This window comes from Noviherbaspirillum sp. Root189 (genome assembly GCF_001428545.1).
In the GTDB taxonomy this organism is placed as follows: Bacteria; Pseudomonadota; Gammaproteobacteria; order Burkholderiales; family Burkholderiaceae_D; genus Noviherbaspirillum.
In genome coordinates this window covers 293,901-314,928 of sequence record NZ_LMHZ01000001.1, presented here as the reverse complement: position 1 = coordinate 314,928, position 21,028 = coordinate 293,901, and the positions used below count along the sequence as shown (strand labels likewise).

16 protein-coding genes are annotated in these 21,028 nt (G+C 56.8%); 7 read left to right on the top strand and 9 right to left on the bottom strand.

Annotated elements, in window-relative coordinates:
- Nucleotides 1–102: 102 nt before the first annotated feature.
- Together ASE07_RS01500 and ASE07_RS01495 are read left to right on the top strand one after the other, a co-directional pair.
- Nucleotides 103–1,677 carry a DUF4214 domain-containing protein gene (locus tag ASE07_RS01500; protein WP_082583876.1) on the top strand — a complete coding sequence of 525 codons (1,575 nt, stop codon included), beginning with the start codon at nucleotides 103–105 and terminating at the stop codon, nucleotides 1,675–1,677.
- Between the two features lie 330 nt (nucleotides 1,678–2,007).
- Nucleotides 2,008–3,174 (top strand): ABC transporter substrate-binding protein, encoded by a 1,167-nt coding sequence (locus ASE07_RS01495; protein ID WP_057289008.1) that lies wholly within the window; start codon nucleotides 2,008–2,010, stop codon nucleotides 3,172–3,174.
- Nucleotides 3,175–3,361: 187 nt separating this feature from the next.
- Here ASE07_RS01495 and ASE07_RS01490 read toward each other — a convergent pair whose 3' ends face one another.
- Both ASE07_RS01490 and ASE07_RS01485 read right to left on the bottom strand, forming a co-directional pair.
- Nucleotides 3,362–4,399 carry a histone deacetylase family protein gene (locus ASE07_RS01490; protein WP_057289007.1) on the bottom strand — a complete coding sequence of 346 codons (1,038 nt, stop codon included), beginning with the start codon at nucleotides 4,397–4,399 and terminating at the stop codon, nucleotides 3,362–3,364.
- Nucleotides 4,400–4,570: 171 nt separating this feature from the next.
- Nucleotides 4,571–5,005, bottom strand: coding sequence for a DUF3597 domain-containing protein (locus ASE07_RS01485; protein WP_057289006.1), 435 nt, complete (start codon nucleotides 5,003–5,005; stop codon nucleotides 4,571–4,573).
- Between the two features lie 249 nt (nucleotides 5,006–5,254).
- Between ASE07_RS01485 and ASE07_RS01480 the strand changes: the two genes are divergently transcribed.
- Nucleotides 5,255–6,397 (top strand): zinc-binding dehydrogenase, encoded by a 1,143-nt coding sequence (locus tag ASE07_RS01480; protein ID WP_057289005.1) that lies wholly within the window; start codon nucleotides 5,255–5,257, stop codon nucleotides 6,395–6,397.
- A 400-nt stretch (nucleotides 6,398–6,797) separates the two neighbouring features.
- On the opposite strand, the gene ASE07_RS01475 is transcribed toward ASE07_RS01480, so the two are convergent.
- From ASE07_RS01475 to dnaA, 7 genes are all read right to left on the bottom strand, one after another.
- The gene (locus tag ASE07_RS01475) at nucleotides 6,798–9,125 is read right to left on the bottom strand and encodes a DEAD/DEAH box helicase (protein WP_082583875.1); all 2,328 of its coding nucleotides are present in this window, start codon (nucleotides 9,123–9,125) and stop codon (nucleotides 6,798–6,800) included.
- A gap of 198 nt (nucleotides 9,126–9,323) precedes the next feature.
- Nucleotides 9,324–9,842 carry a cupin domain-containing protein gene (locus ASE07_RS01470; protein WP_327196029.1) on the bottom strand — a complete coding sequence of 173 codons (519 nt, stop codon included), beginning with the start codon at nucleotides 9,840–9,842 and terminating at the stop codon, nucleotides 9,324–9,326.
- A gap of 260 nt (nucleotides 9,843–10,102) precedes the next feature.
- Entirely contained in the window at nucleotides 10,103–10,687 is a 585-nt protein-coding gene (locus ASE07_RS29370) for a hypothetical protein (RefSeq protein ID WP_200960858.1), read from the bottom strand.
- Between the two features lie 72 nt (nucleotides 10,688–10,759).
- Nucleotides 10,760–11,974 carry an ATP-binding protein gene (locus ASE07_RS29365; RefSeq protein ID WP_200960857.1) on the bottom strand — a complete coding sequence of 405 codons (1,215 nt, stop codon included), beginning with the start codon at nucleotides 11,972–11,974 and terminating at the stop codon, nucleotides 10,760–10,762.
- A gap of 41 nt (nucleotides 11,975–12,015) precedes the next feature.
- Entirely contained in the window at nucleotides 12,016–14,511 is a 2,496-nt protein-coding gene (gyrB, locus tag ASE07_RS01460; RefSeq protein ID WP_057289003.1) for a DNA topoisomerase (ATP-hydrolyzing) subunit B, read from the bottom strand.
- A 272-nt stretch (nucleotides 14,512–14,783) separates the two neighbouring features.
- Nucleotides 14,784–15,890: a DNA polymerase III subunit beta gene (dnaN, locus tag ASE07_RS01455; protein WP_057289002.1), complete on the bottom strand. Its 1,107-nt coding sequence runs from the start codon at nucleotides 15,888–15,890 to the stop codon at nucleotides 14,784–14,786.
- A gap of 382 nt (nucleotides 15,891–16,272) precedes the next feature.
- Complete coding sequence (dnaA, locus tag ASE07_RS01450) at nucleotides 16,273–17,727, bottom strand: chromosomal replication initiator protein DnaA (protein ID WP_057289001.1); 1,455 nt, start codon at nucleotides 17,725–17,727, stop codon at nucleotides 16,273–16,275.
- Between the two features lie 705 nt (nucleotides 17,728–18,432).
- Here dnaA and rpmH point away from each other — a divergent pair.
- The 4 genes from rpmH to yidC are packed head-to-tail and all read left to right on the top strand — an operon-like array spanning nucleotide 18,433 to nucleotide 20,916.
- Nucleotides 18,433–18,567 carry a 50S ribosomal protein L34 gene (rpmH, locus tag ASE07_RS01445; RefSeq protein WP_057289000.1) on the top strand — a complete coding sequence of 45 codons (135 nt, stop codon included), beginning with the start codon at nucleotides 18,433–18,435 and terminating at the stop codon, nucleotides 18,565–18,567.
- Between the two features lie 28 nt (nucleotides 18,568–18,595).
- Entirely contained in the window at nucleotides 18,596–18,982 is a 387-nt protein-coding gene (gene rnpA, locus ASE07_RS01440; RefSeq protein ID WP_082583874.1) for a ribonuclease P protein component, read from the top strand.
- Nucleotides 18,979–19,236: a membrane protein insertion efficiency factor YidD gene (gene yidD / locus ASE07_RS01435; protein ID WP_057288999.1), complete on the top strand. Its 258-nt coding sequence runs from the start codon at nucleotides 18,979–18,981 to the stop codon at nucleotides 19,234–19,236. Before rnpA ends, yidD begins: the two co-directional genes overlap by 4 nt.
- Nucleotides 19,237–19,263: 27 nt before the next feature.
- Nucleotides 19,264–20,916 carry a membrane protein insertase YidC gene (gene yidC, locus ASE07_RS01430; RefSeq protein ID WP_057288998.1) on the top strand — a complete coding sequence of 551 codons (1,653 nt, stop codon included), beginning with the start codon at nucleotides 19,264–19,266 and terminating at the stop codon, nucleotides 20,914–20,916.
- Nucleotides 20,917–21,028 lie beyond the last annotated feature (112 nt).

Sequence of the window (21,028 nt, the reverse complement as noted above, 5' to 3'; positions counted from 1 at the left end):
GGAACCGTGCCCTCTGGCGCCGGCTCTTAAATCAAGGCCCATGGTGGGTCAGGAACATTGACGCGGTCAGCGTCATCAGCACAAACAGCGTTGGGGTGACAAATGAAATCGGTCTTACAGAGGTATGCCGTTACATCGGCATGCGTGCTGCTTACAGCCTGTGGCGGGAGCGGTGAAACAACATCGGCGATGACGTCCGGTACGAAGCTGGCAGCAGCTACCGTCGTCGGAAACAAAGCAGTGTTTTCTGGCGAGCGCGCCAACTACACCATCGTCAAGAGTGCAAGCGGGTACGCAGTGATCGACAATGCGGGAGCGGATGGCACCACCAATCTCAATGCAGGCGCACAGCGGCTGCAATTTACCGATGTCACCGTGAATACAGCGATGGCTGCGCAGGCACAGAGCATCGATGCCAACGCGCTCAAGACACTGATCGAACTCTATGTCGCATTCTTTAACCGGATCCCGGAAGCCGATGGCCTTGAGTTCTGGATAGACCGCCTTAAAGCTGGCCAAAACATCGACCAGATTTCAGAAGACTTTTACAACGCCGCCATCCAGTACCCGTCACTGACCGGTTATGCGGTCAACATGACACCATCGGAATTTGTCCGGATCATTTACAAGAATGTGCTGGGGCGGAGTGGAGACACCGCGCCACCCGAAGAAGACGTGCAATTCTGGGCAGGACGTATTACGAGCGGTGCAGCCAGCAGGGGCACGCTGATTCGCAGCATGCTTGACTCCGCACATAGCTTCCAGAATGATCCAACCTGGGGTTGGGTGCCGGCTCTGTTGAACAACAAATATACGGTAGGGCATTATTTTGCGGTCCAGCAAGGGCTGAACTACAACACGCCCGAGCTATCGATACAGCGCACAATGGAGATCGCCGCAGCGGTAACGCCGCAAGGCATTGAAGCGGCGATCGACCGGATTCCGGTGACGGCAGGTTCACCGCCGCTGGATCCCTCGGGGTCGCCGCCCTTGCCAGGTTCTGTGCCACCTCCCACACAAGTTCCCCCCTCCCCACCTAGCCAGGCATCGTTTACGGCTGCCCTGGTCAATGCGCCGGCGAACGACGCCGCGGTCAGGGGCAGTTTCCGACTCGAAGTGCGCGGTACCGGCATTGAAAACGTCGAACTACTGCCACCCTCCAGCTATACGCCGGTGATTGCAAGATTCAACATCTCGGCTGACAAAACCTTTGCCTGGCTGGATGTCGATACCACGACCATGCCGAACGGCATCATGGTCTCGCGTATCGTGGCCTTCAGCGCACCGCCAGGACAAGGCGGGTCGGAAACCACGGTCATGCCGGCGCGTACCTGGAACTTGTACAACGACCCGCAACCCGGCCTGATCGGACCCATACCGCCTGCTTCATTCCGTCCGCAAGTGACATTGCAAGTGAGCGACCTGCCGTACGTGGACCCGCAGCCGCTGGTCACGATGATGCAGATGGACGAAGCTTCCTATCGGCAGATGCTGTTGTCCGAACCAGTCAGGGTAAGACAGACCATGCAGACCTATATTCCGGCACATGTGTCGCTCTATCCTGTCTCACTCGGGTTCAGTGGAGAATGGTATGCCTGCGTGGGCGAAATGAGCTACATCGCCTGCCGTGACATGATGAACGCGATGATTACCATCATGAACAGTCGGGCACGATAAGTGTAGAAAGCATCAAAGCATAACGTGAAGACCACGGGCTGCAATCGGCCCAAGATCTTCACGTTACGGCCGGATCGGCAATACGCATTGCTGCATGCTACTGCCAAGTTCTTCTTCTCCGCCGGGCAATGACCGAGCATTTGAGTTAGTTGGCAATCATCTGACTCTTCATCTATCCATGTCGCGTCAATCACATCGTCAACGCCATGATGATGTCGTTCTCCGGCCATCCATTGTCCGGCAGCTGTCTGGCGACGGCTTCCTGTTCTGCGCAGGAAGTATCCACCCGTCCCGTTCTATAATTTCAGCTTTCTCCACCAAGGAAAATCCATGTCCTTCTGCCTGCGTCGCTTACCCGCCCTTGTTGGCGCTTCCTTTGTCATGCTGGCCGCGCCGGCCTTCTCGCAGATCAAGGTCGGCGTCACCATTTCCTCCACCGGGCCGGCGGCTGCGATCGGCATCCCGACCAAGAATGCGATGCTGCTCTGGCCAAAAGAAATTGCCGGGCAGAAGGCTGAATACATCATTCTCGACGACGGTTCGGATGTGACCAACGCTACCCGCAACATGCGCAAGCTGACCGCTGAGGAAAAAGTCGATGTGGTGGTGGGGCCGGTCACCACACCGAACGCGCTGGCGATGCTCGATATTGCGGCCGAGTCCGAAACGCCCATGGTTGCGCTGGCCGCCTCGTCGGCGATCGTCGAACCAATGGATGCCAGGCGCGCCTGGGCATTCAAGATCCCGCAGAACGACTCGCACATGGCGACCATCATCACCCAGCATATGTCGGACAATGGCGTGAAGACCGTTGGCTTCATCGGCTTTGCGGATGCCTATGGCGAAGGATGGTGGCGCGAGTTTTCCAAGCTGGCCGAATTACGCAAGCTCAAGGTCGTTGCGAGCGAGCGCTATGCGCGCACCGATACCAGCGTCACCGGGCAAATTCTGAAGCTGATGTCGGCACAGCCCGATGCCATCCTGGTAGCCGGTTCGGCGACGCCGGCGGTATTGCCGCAAAAAACCCTGGTCGAGCGCGGCTATAAGGGCCGCATCTACCAGACGCATGGTATCGGCACGCTCGACTTCCTGCGCGTTGGCGGAAAAGATGTGGAAGGGACGTTCTTCCCGTCCGGCCCGGGCGTGGTCGCCAAGACCCTGCCCAGCACCAATCCCATCAAGAAGACTGCGATGGACTTCCTGCAACGCTATGAAGCCGCATATGGCCCCGACACGATGACGCAATTTTCCGCAGATGCCTGGGGCGCTTACCTGCTGATTGCGAATGCGGTGCCGCAGGCGCTTAAAACCGCCAAGCCGGGCACCCGGGAGTTTCGAGCCGCGTTGCGCACGGCCATCGAAAATACCAGGAACCTGATGGTGCCGCAGGGCGTGATTTCCATGAGCCCGAAAGACCACGTCGGTCTTGATCAGCGTTCGCGCGTGATGGGGCGCATAGTCGGAAACAAATTTACGTATGCGTATGGGGGAGAATAAAGCAGAGAATAAGAACGCAGACGGAGCGCGCGCAACAGATGCGCGCACTCTTGTCCTAATGCGAAGAAGCCACACACGAGTCCGATCGCGACAAATTCTTCTTCCCGCTGAAGTGTTCGCACCCCCAGTGAGGACATTCAGATCCCAGGTGCAGGGTCTATAGAGTGTCTATCGACCCGCACCGCACTCAACCAGCAAGGTCCCTGAACCCGCGCAGCACATGCGCGACATTCAGACCGATCTCTTGCACTGCATAGCCGCCTTCCATGACAAACAGCGTCGGCAATCCAAGTCCGGCAAGCTCGCTGCCCATGCGCAAATACTCCGGCGCATCCAGCTTGAATTTGGAAATCGGATCGCCGACGTAGGTATCGACACCTAATGACACCACCAACGCATCCGGCGCAAACGACGCAATACGTTTGCAGGCGGCATCGAGTGCGGCAAACCATTGCGCATTGCTGCTGCCCGCAGCAAGCGGATAATTCTGATTGAAGCCCACGCCGTCGCTCGCACCGGTTTCATCCGCGTGACCAAGGTAGAACGGGTATTCCGTTGTTGGGTCGCCATGGATGGACTGGAACAGCACATCGGCGCGTTCGTAAAAAATAGATTGCGTGCCATTGCCGTGGTGGTAGTCGACGTCGAGGATGGCGACGCGTGACGCGCCACTGTCAATGAACGCCTGCGCGGCGACAGCGGCATTGTTGATGAAGCAGTAGCCGCCAAGGAAATCCGGGCCCGCATGGTGCCCCGGCGGACGCGATAAGGCAAATGCTGCGCGAGCGCCTTGTGCAATGCGCCGTTGTGCTGTCAGGGCAATGTCCGCACCCAGCCGCGCGGCGCGCCATGTCCCCGCCGTGAACGGTGTGCCGCTGTCGAACGAATACATGCCAAGCTGAGCGATGAAATTATCCGGCTCGACATCATGCCGGAAACCACGGATCGGCCACACGGCGGGAATCGCATCCCGTGTGTTGCCCAGCGCCGTCCAGCTATCCCATGCACGCTCAAGGAAGCGCAGGTAACGCGGTGCATGCACGCGTTCGATGGCAGTCAGCGGGAACGGTTCGGGTTCGCAGACTGTGCCAACATCCTGCGCAGTGACGGCACTGAGCACATAGTCGGCGCGTTCGGGCTTTTCAAAGCATGGCACGAGTTCGCCACGGTAAAACTCGAACTCGCCGCGGTGGAGTTGGTGGTCAGGGCTATAAATGATATCCATGGGAAACGGGACCGGCTTTTTGGTGTGTAATGTTTGTAATGGCGGATGGAGCACATATTAACGCGGGATAGCGCGAACAGTTGAATCGGCTGAACGCTCATCCCTGATCAGGCCCCAAAAAATCAGGCTCCCGAAGGAGCCTGATTGCATTAACGATGCCGGTACTGCGAATTAATCCTTCAGGTCGGCAGGTACCTTGCCGCCATTTTCTGCCAGCTTGTTCATTACCTGCTTGTGCAGCCAGATATTCATTGCCGCGGAGTCATTCATGTCACCGGTGTAATGCAGTTCCTGGGCAAGTTCCTTGCGCGCATTCAGGCTGCTGTCGAGATCGAGCAGCTTCATCAAATCGACGATCGAGGTACGCCAGTTCAGCTTTTGGCCGTTCTGCTGCGCCTTCTGGTTCAGGATGGCTTCAACATCGACTTGCTCGATTGCCGCTGGCGCGGCTGCCGGAGTCCCCGCAGCACCTGGTGCTGCGCCTGCAGGTGCCGCTGGTGTAGCTGCCGTCGCGGTGTTTTGCGCAGTTTGCGTGGCATCGGCTGCCTGGTCGCTCTTGGCACGGGATGGAAAGATCTTGTTGAAAATATTGCCCAGTATGCTCATATCTGACCTTTACGCGGTTGAAGATTGAAGAATCCAAATGACCATGGAATAAGACGGCTGCCATGAAAAATAAGTTCTTGTTCTACATTGAACTTCGTCAATGAATTGCTGCGAGCGGTGAGCGAGTTCGCTTCGAACAGCCTTGCAAACCTGTAAATCTCCTCGGTGATAAGATCGGCGTGATCATGACGGTATCGCCACCTACCATTTCACCGGCCACTGAGCCACTGAGCCACTGAGGAGACACAATTGAATACCACGAATACCGAAAAGTCCGGGTTGCAACTTCGTTCACTCGTTAAGCAGAGCGGCGAACTGGAACTGTCCTTAGTCAGCGTGCCCGTGCCGACGCCGGCCGAGAACGAAGTGCTGGTGCGTATTGACGCATCTCCCATTAATCCTTCCGATATCGGTCTGCTCTTCGGCGCCGCCGACATGAGCACCGCGACCGCCGTGGACACAGATAACGGCCCGCTGGTTACGGCGCGTATTCCGGAAAAGGGCATGAAAAGCATGGCCGCCCGGCTGGACATGTCCATGCCGGTCGGGAATGAAGGCGCCGGCACCGTGATCGGCGCCGGTACTTCGGATGCCGCCCGGCAGTTGGTGGGCAAGACCGTTGCGATCCTCGGTGGCGCCATGTATGCGCAGTACCGATGCGTTCCGGTGGACCAGTGTTTGCCGCTGCCCGAAGGAACCACTGCGGCAGAAGGCGCGTCCTCGTTCGTCAATCCATTGACCGCATTGGGCATGGTCGAGACCATGCGCATGGAGGGGCACAAGGCCTTGGTTCATACCGCTGCCGCATCCAATCTCGGTCAGATGCTGAACCGGATCTGCCTGAAGGATGGCATCGATCTGGTCAATATCGTGCGCTCGCAGGAACAAGAAGATTTGCTGCGGAAGATCGGCGCGAAGTATGTCTGCAACTCCAGTTCCGATACCTTCATGCAGGACCTGACCGATGCGCTGGCGGAGACAGGCGCGACCATTGCGTTCGATGCCATTGGCGGCGGCCGGCTGGCAGGACAAATCCTCAGCGGCATGGAAGCGGCGGCAAACCGGAACGCAAAGGAATACAGCCGTTATGGCTCCACCACACTCAAGCAGGTCTATATCTACGGCGGCCTCGACACGCGTCCGACCGAAATCGTTCGTGACTTTGGCATGACCTGGAGCATGGGCGGCTGGCTGCTGTTTCCTTTCCTGCAAAAGGCCGGCCCTGCTGTCGTGCAGCGGCTCAAACAACGGGTTGCGGCGGAATTGAAAACCACCTTTGCCAGCCATTACACGAAAGAAGTATCGCTTGCCGAGGCGCTGCAGCTGGAAGCGATTGCCGGGTATGGCAAGCGCAGCACCGGGGAAAAGTATTTGATTACGCCTTGGAAGTGAGTGTCGTATGAGCTGGTGTGCGCGTATTGACGTGTACGGCGTCTTACTAAGCATTTATTGAGAGGTCAGTAAATACTTGATGCACTCAACCCCCATTCCAGCCTTCCCCCTGCCAGGGGGAAGGGGCCTGCAGGCGATGGCGGGCAGGTTAGTTGGGTGTTTTGTTTCCAGCCAAGTCCAGAATGGGATATCGCTGAAAACAGGACCGGCCTCCTCGCCATGCCAGGGAGAGGACCGGCTCCTTCCCCCTGAGAGGGGGAAGGCTGGGATGGGGGTTGAGTGTGTCAAGTATCCACTAAACCCTCAATAGTGAATGTGCCTGGATTGCCTGAATCACTCAGGCACTTCACGAATGCCCCTACCACCTCGCCCGCCATAGAAGTTCAGCCGACAGAAACCATCATGCCGGCTTACTGCCCTTGCGCTGCGGCTTGGACCCGGCCTTCCCACCAGTGCTGCGCTTGCCGAATCCTTCGGTCGCCTTGTGTGGCGGCTTGCCAGCCGACTTCTTCTCTTCAACCCGCCGTTCAGCGCCTTTTCTTGGCGCACTCAAGGTGATCTTCTTTCCGCTTGTTTTTTCCTGCGTGGGAGCGACGCCGGACTGACTGATGCGCAGCGGATGTGCACCCACGCTCACCGTTTTCAATTGCTCGAAAATCTCGTTCGGCATGCCGTCAGGAAGATCGAGCAAACTGTAGTTGTCGAATATCTCAATGCGGCCAATGTACTTTGCATCAAGCCCGGCCTCGTTCGCTATCGCGCCAACAATATTGGCGGGCTTCACGCCATGAACATGTCCCACTTCGATACGGTAAGCCTGCATGCCGACTTCGCCTTTCTTGCCGGAGCGTTCCTTCTTTGGCGGCGCCTCGTGCTCTACGGGTTCTTCACGTGCAGGGCGCTCCTTGCGTGCCGGCTTTTCGGCACGTGTGTCGCTATGCGCGGCTGGCGGCTTTTCCTGCGCGCGTGCCGGAGTAGCGGATACAGGCGACCCAGCCAGCGACTCACCGTCGCGGCTAATGCGTAGCTGCTGGCCGGCGACCCAGACGGTTTTGAGATGATTCAGCAGTTCAGGCGGCATGTCTTCCGGCAGATCCAGCGTACTGTGATCGTCGTAAATTTCGATGCGGCCGATGAACTTAGCGTCGAGTCCGGCTTCATTGGCAATTGCACCAACGATGTTGCCAGGTTTGACGCCATGAGCATGGCCCACCTCGATACGGAAGCTTTGCATGCCCGCATCCGGCTGGCGGTCGACGCGCGCCTTGCTCGCAAACGCGGCGCGGTCAGGGCGGTCCTTGCGTTCAAATCGGTCCGGCCGTTCGCTGCGGGTACTGCTTTCGAACCTGCCAGGGCGGGCTGACCGATCGTCCGACCATGAGCGCTCCTGTACCGGCTCGCGCTTGTTCTTGTCTAACAGCAGGGGCACATCGCCACGTGCCAGTTTTGCGAGTGCAGCGGCGATTTCAACGGCGGGGACATTCTTTTCGCGCTCGTAATCCTCAATCAGCGACTGGAAAGTTTCGAGGCCGCCGGCTGCGAGCGTGTCGCTGATCTGGTCCTTGAAGCGGGCGATGCGCACATCATTGACTTCCTGAATGCTTGGTAACTCAAGCATGGATATCGGCTGACGGGTTGCGCGTTCAATGGTCTTGAGCAGATTACGCTCGCGCGGCGCGATAAACAGGATCGCTTCGCCGCTGCGTCCGGCGCGTCCGGTACGTCCGATGCGATGCGTATAACTTTCCGGGTCATGCGGCACGTCGTAATTGATCACATGGCTGATGCGCTCGACGTCGAGGCCGCGTGCTGCCACATCGGTGGCAACCAGGATATCGATTTTGCCGTCCTTGAGCTGCTGGATGGTGCGCTCGCGCTGTTGCTGCACAATATCGCCGTTAATTGCCGCAGCGGAAAATCCACGCGCCTGCAGCTTGCTCGCCAGTTCTTCGGTAGCGAGCTTGGTGCGCGCGAAGATGATCATGCCATCAAAGCTCTCGGCTTCCAGGATGCGTGTCAGCGCATCCAGCTTGTGCATCCCGCTGACCAGCCAGTAGCGCTGGCGGATATTGTCCGCTGTGCCGGTCTTGGCTGCGACGGTGACCTCGGCCGGATCGCGCAGGTAAGTCTGGGCGATGCGCTTGATCGCGGAGGGCATGGTCGCCGAGAACAGCGCTGTCTGACGCCCTGCCGGGGTCTTCTGCAAAATGGTCTCGACATCATCGATAAATCCCATGCGCAGCATTTCATCGGCTTCATCCAGCACCAGTGTCTTGATCTGCGAAAGGTCGAGCGAGTTTTTTTCCAGGTGATCGATGACACGGCCGGGTGTACCGACAACAACGTGCACGCCGCGCCGCAAGGCGCTCAGCTGCGGGCCATAGCTCTGGCCGCCGTAAATCGGCAGCACATGGAAGCCGGGAATGTGACTGGCATAACGTTGAAAGGCTTCCGCCACCTGGATCGCCAGTTCGCGTGTCGGTGCCAGCACCAGTGCCTGCGGCGCGGATTGCCGGATATCAATACGTGCGAGGATGGGCAAGGCGAATGCCGCCGTCTTGCCGGTACCGGTTTGCGCCTGACCAAGCACATCGCGGTTGTTGAGCAAAATGGGAATGGTGGCCGCCTGGATAGGCGATGGCGCCTCGTAACCAAGTTCATTCAGCACGCGCAGCAGCGGCTCGCTAAGTTTCAGGTCGGCAAATAGGGGATGGGACATTTCGGACATGGGTTGCTCAAAAGATTGTTCTAATCGCGGATGGACAGGACTTGTTCGCAGTTTACTCTCTTGTTGGCAAACTAGATAAGTTGTCGGCGGCGTACCGGAAACTTATTGAGTAAAAATGCGGGCTACCCAAGACCAAAGCATGTCCTTGCGGTGGAAAGATAAGCCATCAGAGGATCGCCGCGTGGCGTGTTGACAGCCCTAGTAAGGCGTCCCGTCCTTATGCTGGAACTGCCATTTCCCTTCAACAAGCGATGCCTTGAGATCGTCGTCTGGATAACTGCCTTCATCGCCGGGCGTCCGGTCGCCGACTTCGAGATAAACAACGTCATCAGACGTCTGGTTGATCAGGCAATGCCCATTGCCAGTGCCCGCTTTGAAGCCCGCACACATTCCGGGCGAGAGTTGCGTTTTCCCTTCATCGGTGTGTAGCGTTGGGTGACCCTGCAAAATGTAGATGAACTCATCTTGTCTGGTATGAGCATGACGAAGCGAGGAAACCGCGCCGGGAGCCAGGCGAGTGAGATTGACACCAAAGTTGTTGAGCCCGAACAGATCGCCGAGAGCGCGTTTCTCCCGACCTGACATGCGCGATGCAAATGGCTCTGGATAATTCGACGGTTTGACACGCGGCGGTACGTCCGCTGCGACGACTGCGACCGGATTTGATTGCTTTGGCATGGTGACCTCGACAGTTAAAATCTGATGGCTAAGGTTCAAGGTTACAGGCTGCGCAGCGTTTGTTCAGCTAGCTCTTCCCCTTGCCGGGCGAGCAGAGGATTTCCACCTCCAAGTGAGTGCGCCCTGCCGGGCGCACAAAATAGAAAAGGCCCCTTCGGAGCCTTTGGTTAAAGCCATGCCAATACGATAATTACACAGGGAAATTTCGGGTTTGTGTTGCCTTAATCGTTATCTGGTAAAGACGCCTTGATCTTTTTATTGGCATGCAAAAGTATTTGCACGTTGCAGCGGACACAAGTTTAATCTGGCGTGCGATACGCTTGCTGCGGATCATTAGGTTCAGCTTCATTGGTCATTCTCAGGCTACCGTCTTTTAGTAAGGGGCGAAGGTAGTTTTGCCGAACGTATTCCACGTTCCGCCTCAGTAGAGTTGCCAGTTCTTCGGCTCGCCATTGCCTTAAATCACAAAGATCGAGCACTACCACTCTTACTTCTTCGGGCGGCTTGCGCTGTCCTAGTGCTCCGACACGGGCGGCCAGTTCTCCGGGCAGGGTCGCTAATAGCACTCGGCGCGCCTCGTCTTCCGGCTGAGACTGACTAGATAAGGCGGTTGGGTTACTAGATAAGACGTCTAGGTTACTAGATAAGTCTTCGGGGTTACTAGATAAACGCTCCGTTTGTGCAGTAAGTCTCTCGGTAGGGACATAATAAGTGGCTGATCCTCGCCCCTTTTGTACCAACAAGCCAGCATCGCGTAGACGCCGAAGCGCACCGCTGGCGGCAAGGGGATCAATCTTGTTGAGTTCACGATAAGTGGCGTTATCGATTGCCCCTGCTTCGCGGACGAATACCAGCGCCTTGGCGTCGTCATCGGAAAGATGCATATCCTTGAAACGTGCCAGCCAAGCAATGTCTTCGCTGTCGAGGAAGTGATGAAATAAATAGCGCGCAACGAACTAGTCATTACTGCGATCGGACTCAAACAGCGGCGGTGTTAACCCAGCCTGCTCCATGCTTTCTCGCATGACACGAATGCCACTACCTTTGGTTTCAGCAAAGCGTGTTTCATGCAATACGGCGGCAATCTTGGGATTACGCGGTTGCGAACCTGGTTCGCCTAAGTGTTCAGGCGATTTGAGAGAAAAGCCTGGATTGCGGATTTCGAGCCGATTGGCGTAGCGGATGATTTGTACTGGGCTGTGGCTACGATAACTTCGGTGCATGAGTGCATTGACCAAGGCTTCGCGAATGACACGCAAAGGAATAACCGGCTTTTCCCGCCGTTGCAGTTCCCCTTCGTCTAAACCGAATCCTTTGGGAAGATCGTCCAGCACTGCCGCCTGGGCACGACGGATCAAACGAAACAGTGGGTCGCGCAACTCGATGGTATCGAAACGACGATCAGGATCCGGTACCCAGTCACGCCCTGGAACGCGAATGTAATCTACCCGTGTCATGGGAAAGCAGCGGCGCAAAGCTTGCGGCGTGCCGAACAATATCAAACCGGCTACGGTGGGTTTCCAATCGCCATTGTCATTGGTGCGTCGGACACATCCCAGTGCCTGCAGGAGTTCACGATTAGACCAGCGTAGTTCCTGCGCATCTGGATTGACTTCGGCACGGGACAGCCGATAGTCATCAATCGCCTCATCCGATAGGTCATCCAGGGAGGCGTCCGCTACGATGCCCGCATCAAAGCTTTCCTGCTGCCGGCCTTGATAGAACACTGCCATATCATCGTCAGTGCAGCGCTGATCCGAACTACCGACACGGCGAAATGCCCCTTTTGGCAAACCTTGGGCCTTGAAGCAAATTGGTTTGTCCTGCGGTTGCGCCTCCGGCACAAAAACAGTTACGACGGTCTTGTCACTGATGCGCTCGGTAGAGATATCGACCCGAACGGGGATATTGAACATATCGCGGCATTGGCTGGCAAGATCCGTGTTGATCTTGTCCGGATTGGCAATGCCTTCCACCTCATATGACGGAAAGAGCGCAAGCTCCTCCCGTACAACACCAAGGACGATCCAGCCACCGCCAAGGCCAGGTTCGTTGGCAAATGCGCAGACTGTTTCCAATACGGATTTGCCAACATCGCTTGCCCGCTTTGCCTCTATACGCTCATGCTCATCAAGCAGGTTCAGATTTTCAAGCAACTCGAAGGCGTTCAAGCGTTTACCTTTTGTGGGCTTGGAGGTTCATTCGCAACGCATCAAACGTCAATATTTCCCGCCTGCAGCGCATTCAACTCAATGAACGCCCGACGCGGTTCCACATCGTCACCCATCAGCGTAGTGAATATCTGGTCGGCAGCAATTGCGTCTTCGATCTGCACCTTCAGCAGGCGACGTACCGTCGGGTCCATCGTTGTTTCCCACAACTGCTCGGGATTCATCTCGCCCAGACCTTTGTAGCGCTGCTTCGAGACACCGCGCTCGGCTTCATCGCGCAGCCAGCTCATCGCTTCATGGAAGTCGCGGATCGCGATTTCCTTGGCCTTGTCGCCTTGTCCACGACGCACCATCGCGCCAGGGCCGATCAAGCCCTTGAAGGTTGCCGCCGCAGCCGACAGCACCTGATAATCCGGGCCATGCACGAAGTCGGCGTCGATCACGCTAATCTTGAGGTTGCCGAAGTGGCGACGCTGGATGCGCAGCATATGCTTGTCGGACAATTCGTCGGACTTGACGATGACTTCGACGGCCGGATCGTTGATCGCCTTGCCGAGAGCGGCAGCCGACGCTTCCGCATTCTCGACGCTGTCGAGGTTGAGCGTTACGCCGGTCATGATGGCGGACAGCGCCGCGTCATCCACCGCGCGCGACAGGCGCATGATGATGGCGTTGGCGGTGTTGTACTGACGGACCAGTTCGGACAAGGCGTCGCCGACGATGGGCGATGCATTGTCGGTCGGGATCAGCGCCGCGTCGTTGAGGGCGATCTGCATCATGTAGCTGGCTTCTTCGACGTCGTCCTTCAGGTAGCGCTCGTCACGGCCATGCTTGACCTTGTAGAGCGGCGGCTGGGCAATGTAGACGTGGCCGCGCTCGACCAGTTGCGGCATCTGGCGATACAGCAGCGTCAGCAGCAGCGTGCGGATGTGGGCGCCGTCAACGTCCGCGTCGGTCATGATGATGATGCGGTGGTAACGCAGCTTCTCGACGTTGAATTCGTCCGGGCCGATGCTGGTGCCGAGGGTGGCGATCAGGGTGGTGATCTGCTCGGACGACAGCATTTTTTCGAAGCGCGCTTTTTCGACGTTGAGCACCTTGCCGCGCAGCGGCAGGATCGCCTGGAACTTACGGTCGCGGCCCTGCTTGGCGGAACCGCCCGCGGAGTCACCCTCGACGATGTAGAGTTCGCACAGTGCCGGGTCTTTTTCCTGGCAGTCGGCCAGCTTGGCGGACAGGCCGAGGCCGTCCATCACGCCTTTACGGCGTGTCAGCTCACGGGCTTTGCGCGCGGCTTCGCGGGCGCGTGCGGCTTCGACGATCTTGCCGCAGATGATCTTGGCGTCGTTCGGCTTTTCCATCAGGTAGTCGGTCAGCGTCTTGGCGACGATTTCCTCGACCGGGCCGCGCACTTCGCTGGAAACCAGCTTGTCTTTGGTCTGCGAGCTGAACTTCGGTTCAGGCACTTTGACTGACAACACGCAGGTCAGGCCTTCGCGCATGTCGTCGCCGGAAATCTCGACCTTGGCTTTCTTGGCGAAGTCATTTTCCTCGATGTACTTGTTGATGACGCGAGTCATCGCGGCGCGCAGGCCGGTCAGGTGGGTGCCGCCGTCGCGCTGCGGGATGTTGTTGGTAAAGCAGAGCACCTGTTCGTTGTACGCATCGTTCCATTGCATGGAAACGTCGACGCTGATGTTGGTGCCGTGCTCGGACATTTTTTCGCCGGTGGCCTGGAACACGGTCGGATGCAGCACGCTCTTGTTCTTGTTGATGTATTCAACAAAACCGCGGGTGCCGCCTTCGAACGCGAAGTCTTCTTCCTTGCCGGAGCGCTGGTCGGTAAGCTTGATGTGCACGCCGTTGTTGAGGAAGGACAGTTCGCGGATTCGCTTGGCGAGGATGTCGTAGTGAAACTCGACGTGCGTGAAAATTTCTTCGTCCGCCCAGAAATGGACTTCGGTGCCGCGCTTGTCGGTTTCACCGATGACCTTGATCGGCGATGCCGGGACACCGTCGATGGTTTCGAGTTCGCGGTTTTGCACGACGCCCCTGGCGAATTCCATCGTGTGGACCTTGCCATCGCGGCGAATCGTCAGCTTGAGCAGTTTGGACAATGCATTGACGCAGGACACGCCGACGCCGTGCAGGCCGCCCGAGACCTTGTAGGAATTCTGGTCGAACTTGCCGCCGGCATGCAGTTCGGTCATGACAATTTCGGCCGCACTGCGCTTGGGGTCGTGCTTGTCGTCCCACTTGATGCCGGTGGGGATGCCGCGACCGTTGTCAGTGATCGAGATCGAGTTGTCGGAATGGATGGTGACGTGGATCTCGGAGCAGTGGCCGGCCAATGCTTCGTCAATCGAGTTGTCGAGCACTTCGAATACCAGGTGGTGCAGGCCGGTGCCATCTGAGGTGTCACCGATGTACATGCCGGGACGCTTGCGCACTGCTTCGAGCCCTTCGAGGATCTGGATCGAGGATGCGCCGTACTGGCTTTGCTGCGGTTGCGGGGTTTCTTGAGGAATCGCGGACATGGCTGCTTTCTGATGATTCGAGTTACGACTAAAGAGCGAAAGGCTTTGGGCTTTCTCTCCGTTACAAAGAAGAACGAGAGGCCTGGGTTGGTGGCGGTGAGGCTAAACGCCTGAAGTCGTTATATCAACTACCACCCTCTTCCCAGGCTTCCCCGATCAATCAAGCACGGGGAAAAAAGCCCGCCAGCTACAAATTTTGCACTTTCTAAAACGCAGCAAAGGGGCTCGCCTTTACCACGGCGGCCCCCTTGCTTTCTTTCTTGTTCAATTCGTCAAATACGCATCGGCATCACGACGTATTTGAAGTCACCGTTCTCCGGCACGGTAATCAGTGCGGAGGAATTGGCGTCTCCAAGCGCGATGTTGATGTTGTCGCCTTTGAGGTTGTTCAGTACGTCGAGCAGGTAGGTGACGTTGAAACCGATGTCGACGCTGTCGCCGCCGTAATCGATTTCGAGTTCTTCCACTGCCTCTTCCTGATCGGCGTTGGTCGAACTGATCTTCAGGCTACCCGGCGTGATGATGCAACGGACACCCTTGAACTTGTCGCTGGTCATGATCGCCGCGCGCTGCAGCGAATGGAGCAGCGTCTGGCGGTCGATCGTGAAGTTGTTCTTGTATCCTTTCGGGATGACGCGGGTGTAGTCGGGGAACTTGCCCTCGACCAGCTTGGAAATCAGCTCGATATCCGCAAAAGTCAGCTTGACCTGATTATTGGCGATTTCAAGGTCTACCGACTCGTCGATATCTTCCAGCAGGCGCTGCAGTTCCAGGATGGTCTTGCGCGGAATGATGACTTCCTGGCGCTGGAAATCCTGTTCGGTCTCGACCTGGCAGAAAGCGAGGCGGTGGCCGTCGGTTGCCACGGCAATCACGTTCTTGCCATCGACCACGAGCAGCAGGCCGTTGAGGTAATAACGGATATCCTGCTGCGCCATCGCGAAGTGGACCATGTTGAACAGGTGCTTAAGCGTCTTCTGCGGCAAGGTGACCTTGGCGTTGAAGTGCTCGGCCTGCGACACGGTCGGAAATTCTTCGGCGGCCAGCGTCTGCAGCGCAAAGCGCGATTTGCCGGACTGGACCGTCATGCGCTTGTTGGCCAGCGACAGCGAGACATCGCCTGAATCCGGCAGCGCACGAAGGATATCGAGCAGCTTGCGCGCGGCGACCGTGGTCGCTGCGACTTCGCCGCCGCTGCCAACATTGGCATGCGTGGTGATCTGCACTTCGATGTCGGTCGACAGGAAAGACACTTTCTCGCCGTCCTTGCGAATGAGGATATTGGCCAGAATCGGCAATGTGTGCCGACGCTCGACAATACCACTCACAATCTGCAGCGGCCGGAGAAGCGTGTCGCGTTGGGTTTTCACCAATTGCATGCTTTTTATCCTTGTAGTGTGAGTTGAGACAATGCTGTGAATCGGAGAAAAGGCCTGTTGCTTACCGACGGTCGCGAGCCGGATCGAGCCATTTCTAAATACCCTCTATTTTGACAGAAAAAGGTTCCTTCCAATGAAATAGAACAGCGTTTTGTTGCCGCAGCGACAAGACAATCTGGAGAGTAAGCCGATTGCTTTGTCGAGGCGGCGCTGTCTTCCGGGATACCGGGCTGCAGATCAATGCAGAAATGGGGCGACCGCCTGAAAAAGCCCGGCGGCAGCAGCTCCAACAGCAAGATCCGGCAAATCGGTGTGCCCCGAAGCGACATCCCGGGACAGTCCGTGCCGACAACTTATCCACAAGCCAGTAAGCAGCTGTGGATTATCCCTTCAGGGTCTGCTCGAGGACGTGGAGTTCGTGGTTGACTTCCGGGCTCTTGCTACGGTCCGCTGCGATCTTTCGCACGGCATGCAACACCGTCGTGTGGTCGCGGCCACCAAACAACTCACCAATTTCGGGCAGGCTTTTCTGGGTTAATTCCTTGGCGAGATACATCGCGATCTGGCGCGGGCGGGCAATATTGGCCGGGCGCTTTTTCGAATACATGTCGGCGACTTTGATGTTGAAAAAGTCGGCGACCGTCTTCTGGATGTTTTCGACCGATATCTGTCTATTTTGGACCGAAAGCAGATCTTTCAATGCATCCTTGACAACATCAATCGTAATATCTTTGCCGTGGAAGCGGGAGTAAGCGAGGATCTTGCGCAGCGCGCCTTCCAGTTCGCGGACGTTGGAGCGCAGGTGTTTGGCGACGAAAAAAGCGACGTCGTCGGACAGTACGGCGCCTTCCTGTGCAGCCTTTTTGAGCAGAATGGCAACACGCATTTCAAGTTCCGGCGGCTCGACGGCGACCGTCAGGCCGGAATCGAAACGGGAAATCAGCCGGTCATCCATGCCGGTGATTTCCTTCGGATAGGTATCGCTGGTGATAATGATTTGTTTCTTGGCGGCAATCAACGCCTCAAACGCGTAGAAAAATTCTTCCTGTGTCCGGCTCTTGCCGGCAAAGAATTGGATATCGTCGATCAGCAGCATGTCGAGCGAGTGGTAATACCGCTTGAAATCGTCGAAACCCTTGCGCTGGTAAGCAGTCACTACGTCGCGAACATATTGTTCTGCGTGAATGTAGCGAATACGTACGTTGGGCTTGTCGTTCAATAGTTGGTTGCCGATCGCATGGATCAGGTGGGTTTTGCCAAGGCCTACGCCGCCGTAAAGGAACAACGGGTTATAGGAAACGCCCGGATTATTGGCAACCTGAATCGCAGCAGCGCGCGCCAGCTGGTTCGCCTTGCCGGTCACGAAGCTTTCGAAGGTCAATGCTGTGTTGATCTTGCTCTGGTCGCGTCGCGCGGTGTTTTCGATCAGGATGTCAGCCCGCTCAATTGGGTCTGGGCCCTGGTCAATCATTTGATCATGGTGGCCGTTGCTGCCATGTTGACTGGGATGACCATGCTGACCATTATGGCTGTTGTTGCCATTTCCGCCGGACGAGCCGTCGGCAGATGAAGGAGCCGGGCGACGTACTGCATTACCGCGCGGGTCCAGGATGAACTGAACATCGATCGGCGCTTCCCAGTATTCAGACGCAAGGGTAGTAATCCGGCTGGCGAACTGGGTTTTCACCCAGTCGAGCTTGAAGCGGTTGGGCGCCGCGATACGCAGGCGGCCATCTTCGAAATCGATGGGCGCCAACGGTTTAATCCATGCACTGTACTGTTGGGGCGTAAGCTCCTGCTCCAGCATTGCAGAACAGGTTTGCCAGAAATCTTCCATGTATTTTTCTATATCTTGTTATGTGGAAATTAAATCGACCCGGCACCAGACAATACCTCCCTCTACCAGCTTGCTGCCCTGCCTATGGATACGATCAGGATTTGAACAGGGTGCAGAATCGATATGTCAGCGCTCGGGTTTGTCCACACGGGAGAGCTATTCTAACGCCGGGAAACAGAGTTATCCACAGGCTGGATCATTTTTTCCACATAATAAATTGCTTGCCATCCGAGGAAATTTCCGCTTGAGGAAGGCACGGGAAGCAAACATGCAAATTTGTGCTGATGAAATATACAGCATGTCAGAATCGCCATACCGGACTTAAGGAGTGTTTAATTTTTATGCATTTTCATCGAGCTTCATCACATGAAATTTAAACAATTCATCACACATCGGCTTGAGCCGAACGCGCGTGGAATGGCTCTGCCAAAGCTTGAATGAACATTCCTGGACTGCCCCGCGCTGTTCGCTTCGGAATGGGGTTTGCTACCCGCGCTTTTCTGCTAACAGATCTTGCACAAAGGCACAAAACCCCTGCGAAACCGCGCCGGCTTGCCATTCCCGCCATACCTAAGTGATTGACACAGAAGCGGAAAAGAGTGTCTAATTGCGGGTTCACTGCCTGTTGCGTTTTGTGTGTAGCGCACAAAACAAGAATGGGCCGCGTGATGATTCCACCCATTTTTGCCGATTAGCGAGACCAACATGAAACGTACTTACCAACCTTCCGTCGTACGCCGCAAGCGCACCCATGGCTTCCGTGCACGTATGGCAACCCGCGGTGGCCGCGCCGTGCTGAACGCACGTCGCGCCAAAGGCCGCAAGCGTCTGGCTGTATAAGCCAGGCACTGCAACCGACGCTGCCGACGTGAGCGAAGATCGTTCACACAGCTACGCACGCGATCGGCGAATCGTTAAAACGGATGATTTTTCATCCGTTTTTCGTTTGCGGCCCGTGTACCGGACCGCACATTTCGTCCTTTACGCGCGCAGCACCCAACTAAGCCACGCCCGGCTTGGCATTGTCGCAGCCAAGCGTTTCGCGCCGCGTGCGGTTACCCGCAACACGATCAAGCGCGTAGCGCGCGAACTGTTCCGCCAGTCCGACCTGCCGGCGATCGACTGCATCGTCCGCCTCTCCAAGCCCGTGAACTCCAAAGCCGAACCCGCCACCACCGTCAGCCTGAAAGCGCAATTGCGCGCAGAACTGACACAGTTGCTGGCTTCGCAATCGAAGGCGAAGGCCCCGGAATGAAAACGCTTTTGCTGCTACTATTGCGCGCGTACAAGCTCGGCATCAGCCCTTTTCTCGGGCCAAAGTGCCGCTTTTACCCTAGCTGTTCCGACTACGCGACCGAAGCGATCCGTATGCACGGACCGGCAAAGGGCAGCGTGCTGGCGGCAAAACGTTTGTGCAAGTGTCATCCCTGGCATCCGGGCGGTTTCGATCCGGTGCCGCAGAAAACAACCGATGAGCCCGATGCCAAGGCCTGCGGTTGCCATCACTGAACTCCTGACCACTGACTGATTATATTTATGGATATCCAACGTACCGTCCTGTGGGTTGTATTCTCGTTGTCCCTGCTTCTGCTGTGGGACAACTGGATGCGCCACAACGGCAAGCCCTCGATGTTTTTTCCGGGCCTGACACAAGAGGTCGCCAAACCGGCTGCGGGCAATGCACCGGCCGTCAAGGGTGATGTGCCGCAAGCCAGCACGCCGGCGACACCAGGCGCTGCTGCCGTTCCGGCTGGCGCTGCGGCAGCGAAGAGCGAGATCGTGACTATCACGACCGACGTGGTGAAGGTTGATATCGACACAATGGGCGGCGAGATCAAGCGCCTGGAACTGCTCAAGCATAAAGACGCGGTGGATCCGACCAAGAACATGCTGTTGTTCGATCCGGGCAGTAAGCACACCTATCTCGGCCAGACCGGCCTGATCGGTGGTGATTTCCCTAACCACAAATCAGCTTTCATTGCCAAGCCGGGTCCACGTACGCTGGACAATGGCAACCAGGTACAACTGGTGCTCGAATCCGAGCAAAGCGGCGTCAAACTGATCAAAACCTACACCTTCACGCGCGGTAATTACACCATTGGCGTCAAGCATGACATCGTCAATAACAGCGGTGCGCCGATCAATCCTTCGCTTTACCTGCAGTTGGTGCGCGACGGGAACAAGATGGAAAACGAGTCACACTTCTACAGCACGTTTACTGGTCCGGTGGTCTATACCGACGCCAATAAATACCAGAAGATGACTTTCGAGGACATCGAAGAGGGTAAGGCCAAGCATGCAACAAAAGCGGATGACGGCTGGGTGGCACTGGTCCAGCATTACTTCGTGACGGCGATCGTGCCGCCGGAAAAAGTGTCGCGCGAAATCTATACCAAGAAGATCGGCAACAACCTGTACGCGACCGGTACCATCCTGCCGGTAGGTGCCGTCGCACCGGGCGCCGCGACTTCTTTGGAATCGCGCCTGTACTCGGGCCCGCAGGAAACCGAGAACTTGGAAAAGCTGGCACCCGGTCTCGACCTGGTGAAGGACTATGGCTGGCTGACCATCATTGCCAAACCGATTTTCTGGCTGATGACGCAGATTCACAAAATCCTGGGCAACTGGGGCTGGACCATCATTGCGCTGACCGTGCTGATCAAGCTTGCCTTCTTCCCGCTGTCGGCGGCAAGCTACCGCAGCATGGCCAAGATGAAGACCGTGACACCGAAGATGCAATCGATTCGCGAGCGCTTCAAGTCCGATCCGGCCAAGATGAACCAGGCCATGATGGAACTGTACCGGACCGAAAAGATCAACCCGCTCGGCGGCTGCCTGCCGATCGTGGTGCAGATCCCGGTGTTCATTGCGCTGTACTGGGTGCTGCTGGCTTCGGTCGAAATGCGTAACGCGCCGTGGCTGGGCTGGATCCACGACCTGGCTGCGCCGGACCCGTTCTACATCCTGCCGGTGCTGATGGCGGTATCGATGTTTATCCAGACCAAGCTGAACCCGACGCCACCCGATCCGATCCAGGCCAAGGTCATGATGTTCATGCCGATCGTATTCTCGGTGATGTTCTTCTTCTTCCCGGCCGGCCTGGTGCTGTACTGGGTGGTGAACAACGTCTTGTCGATCGCCCAGCAGTGGGTAATCACCAAGAAAATCGAAGCTGGCAAACCGGCATAAATGCCTTGTCAGGTTCTGTCAAAAAGCCCGCATTGCGCGGGCTTTTTTTCTGGTGGCGCTGGATGCCGTTGTAAAAGCTCCCAGCGCACCTATCGTCCTTTGTTTTTTGTTG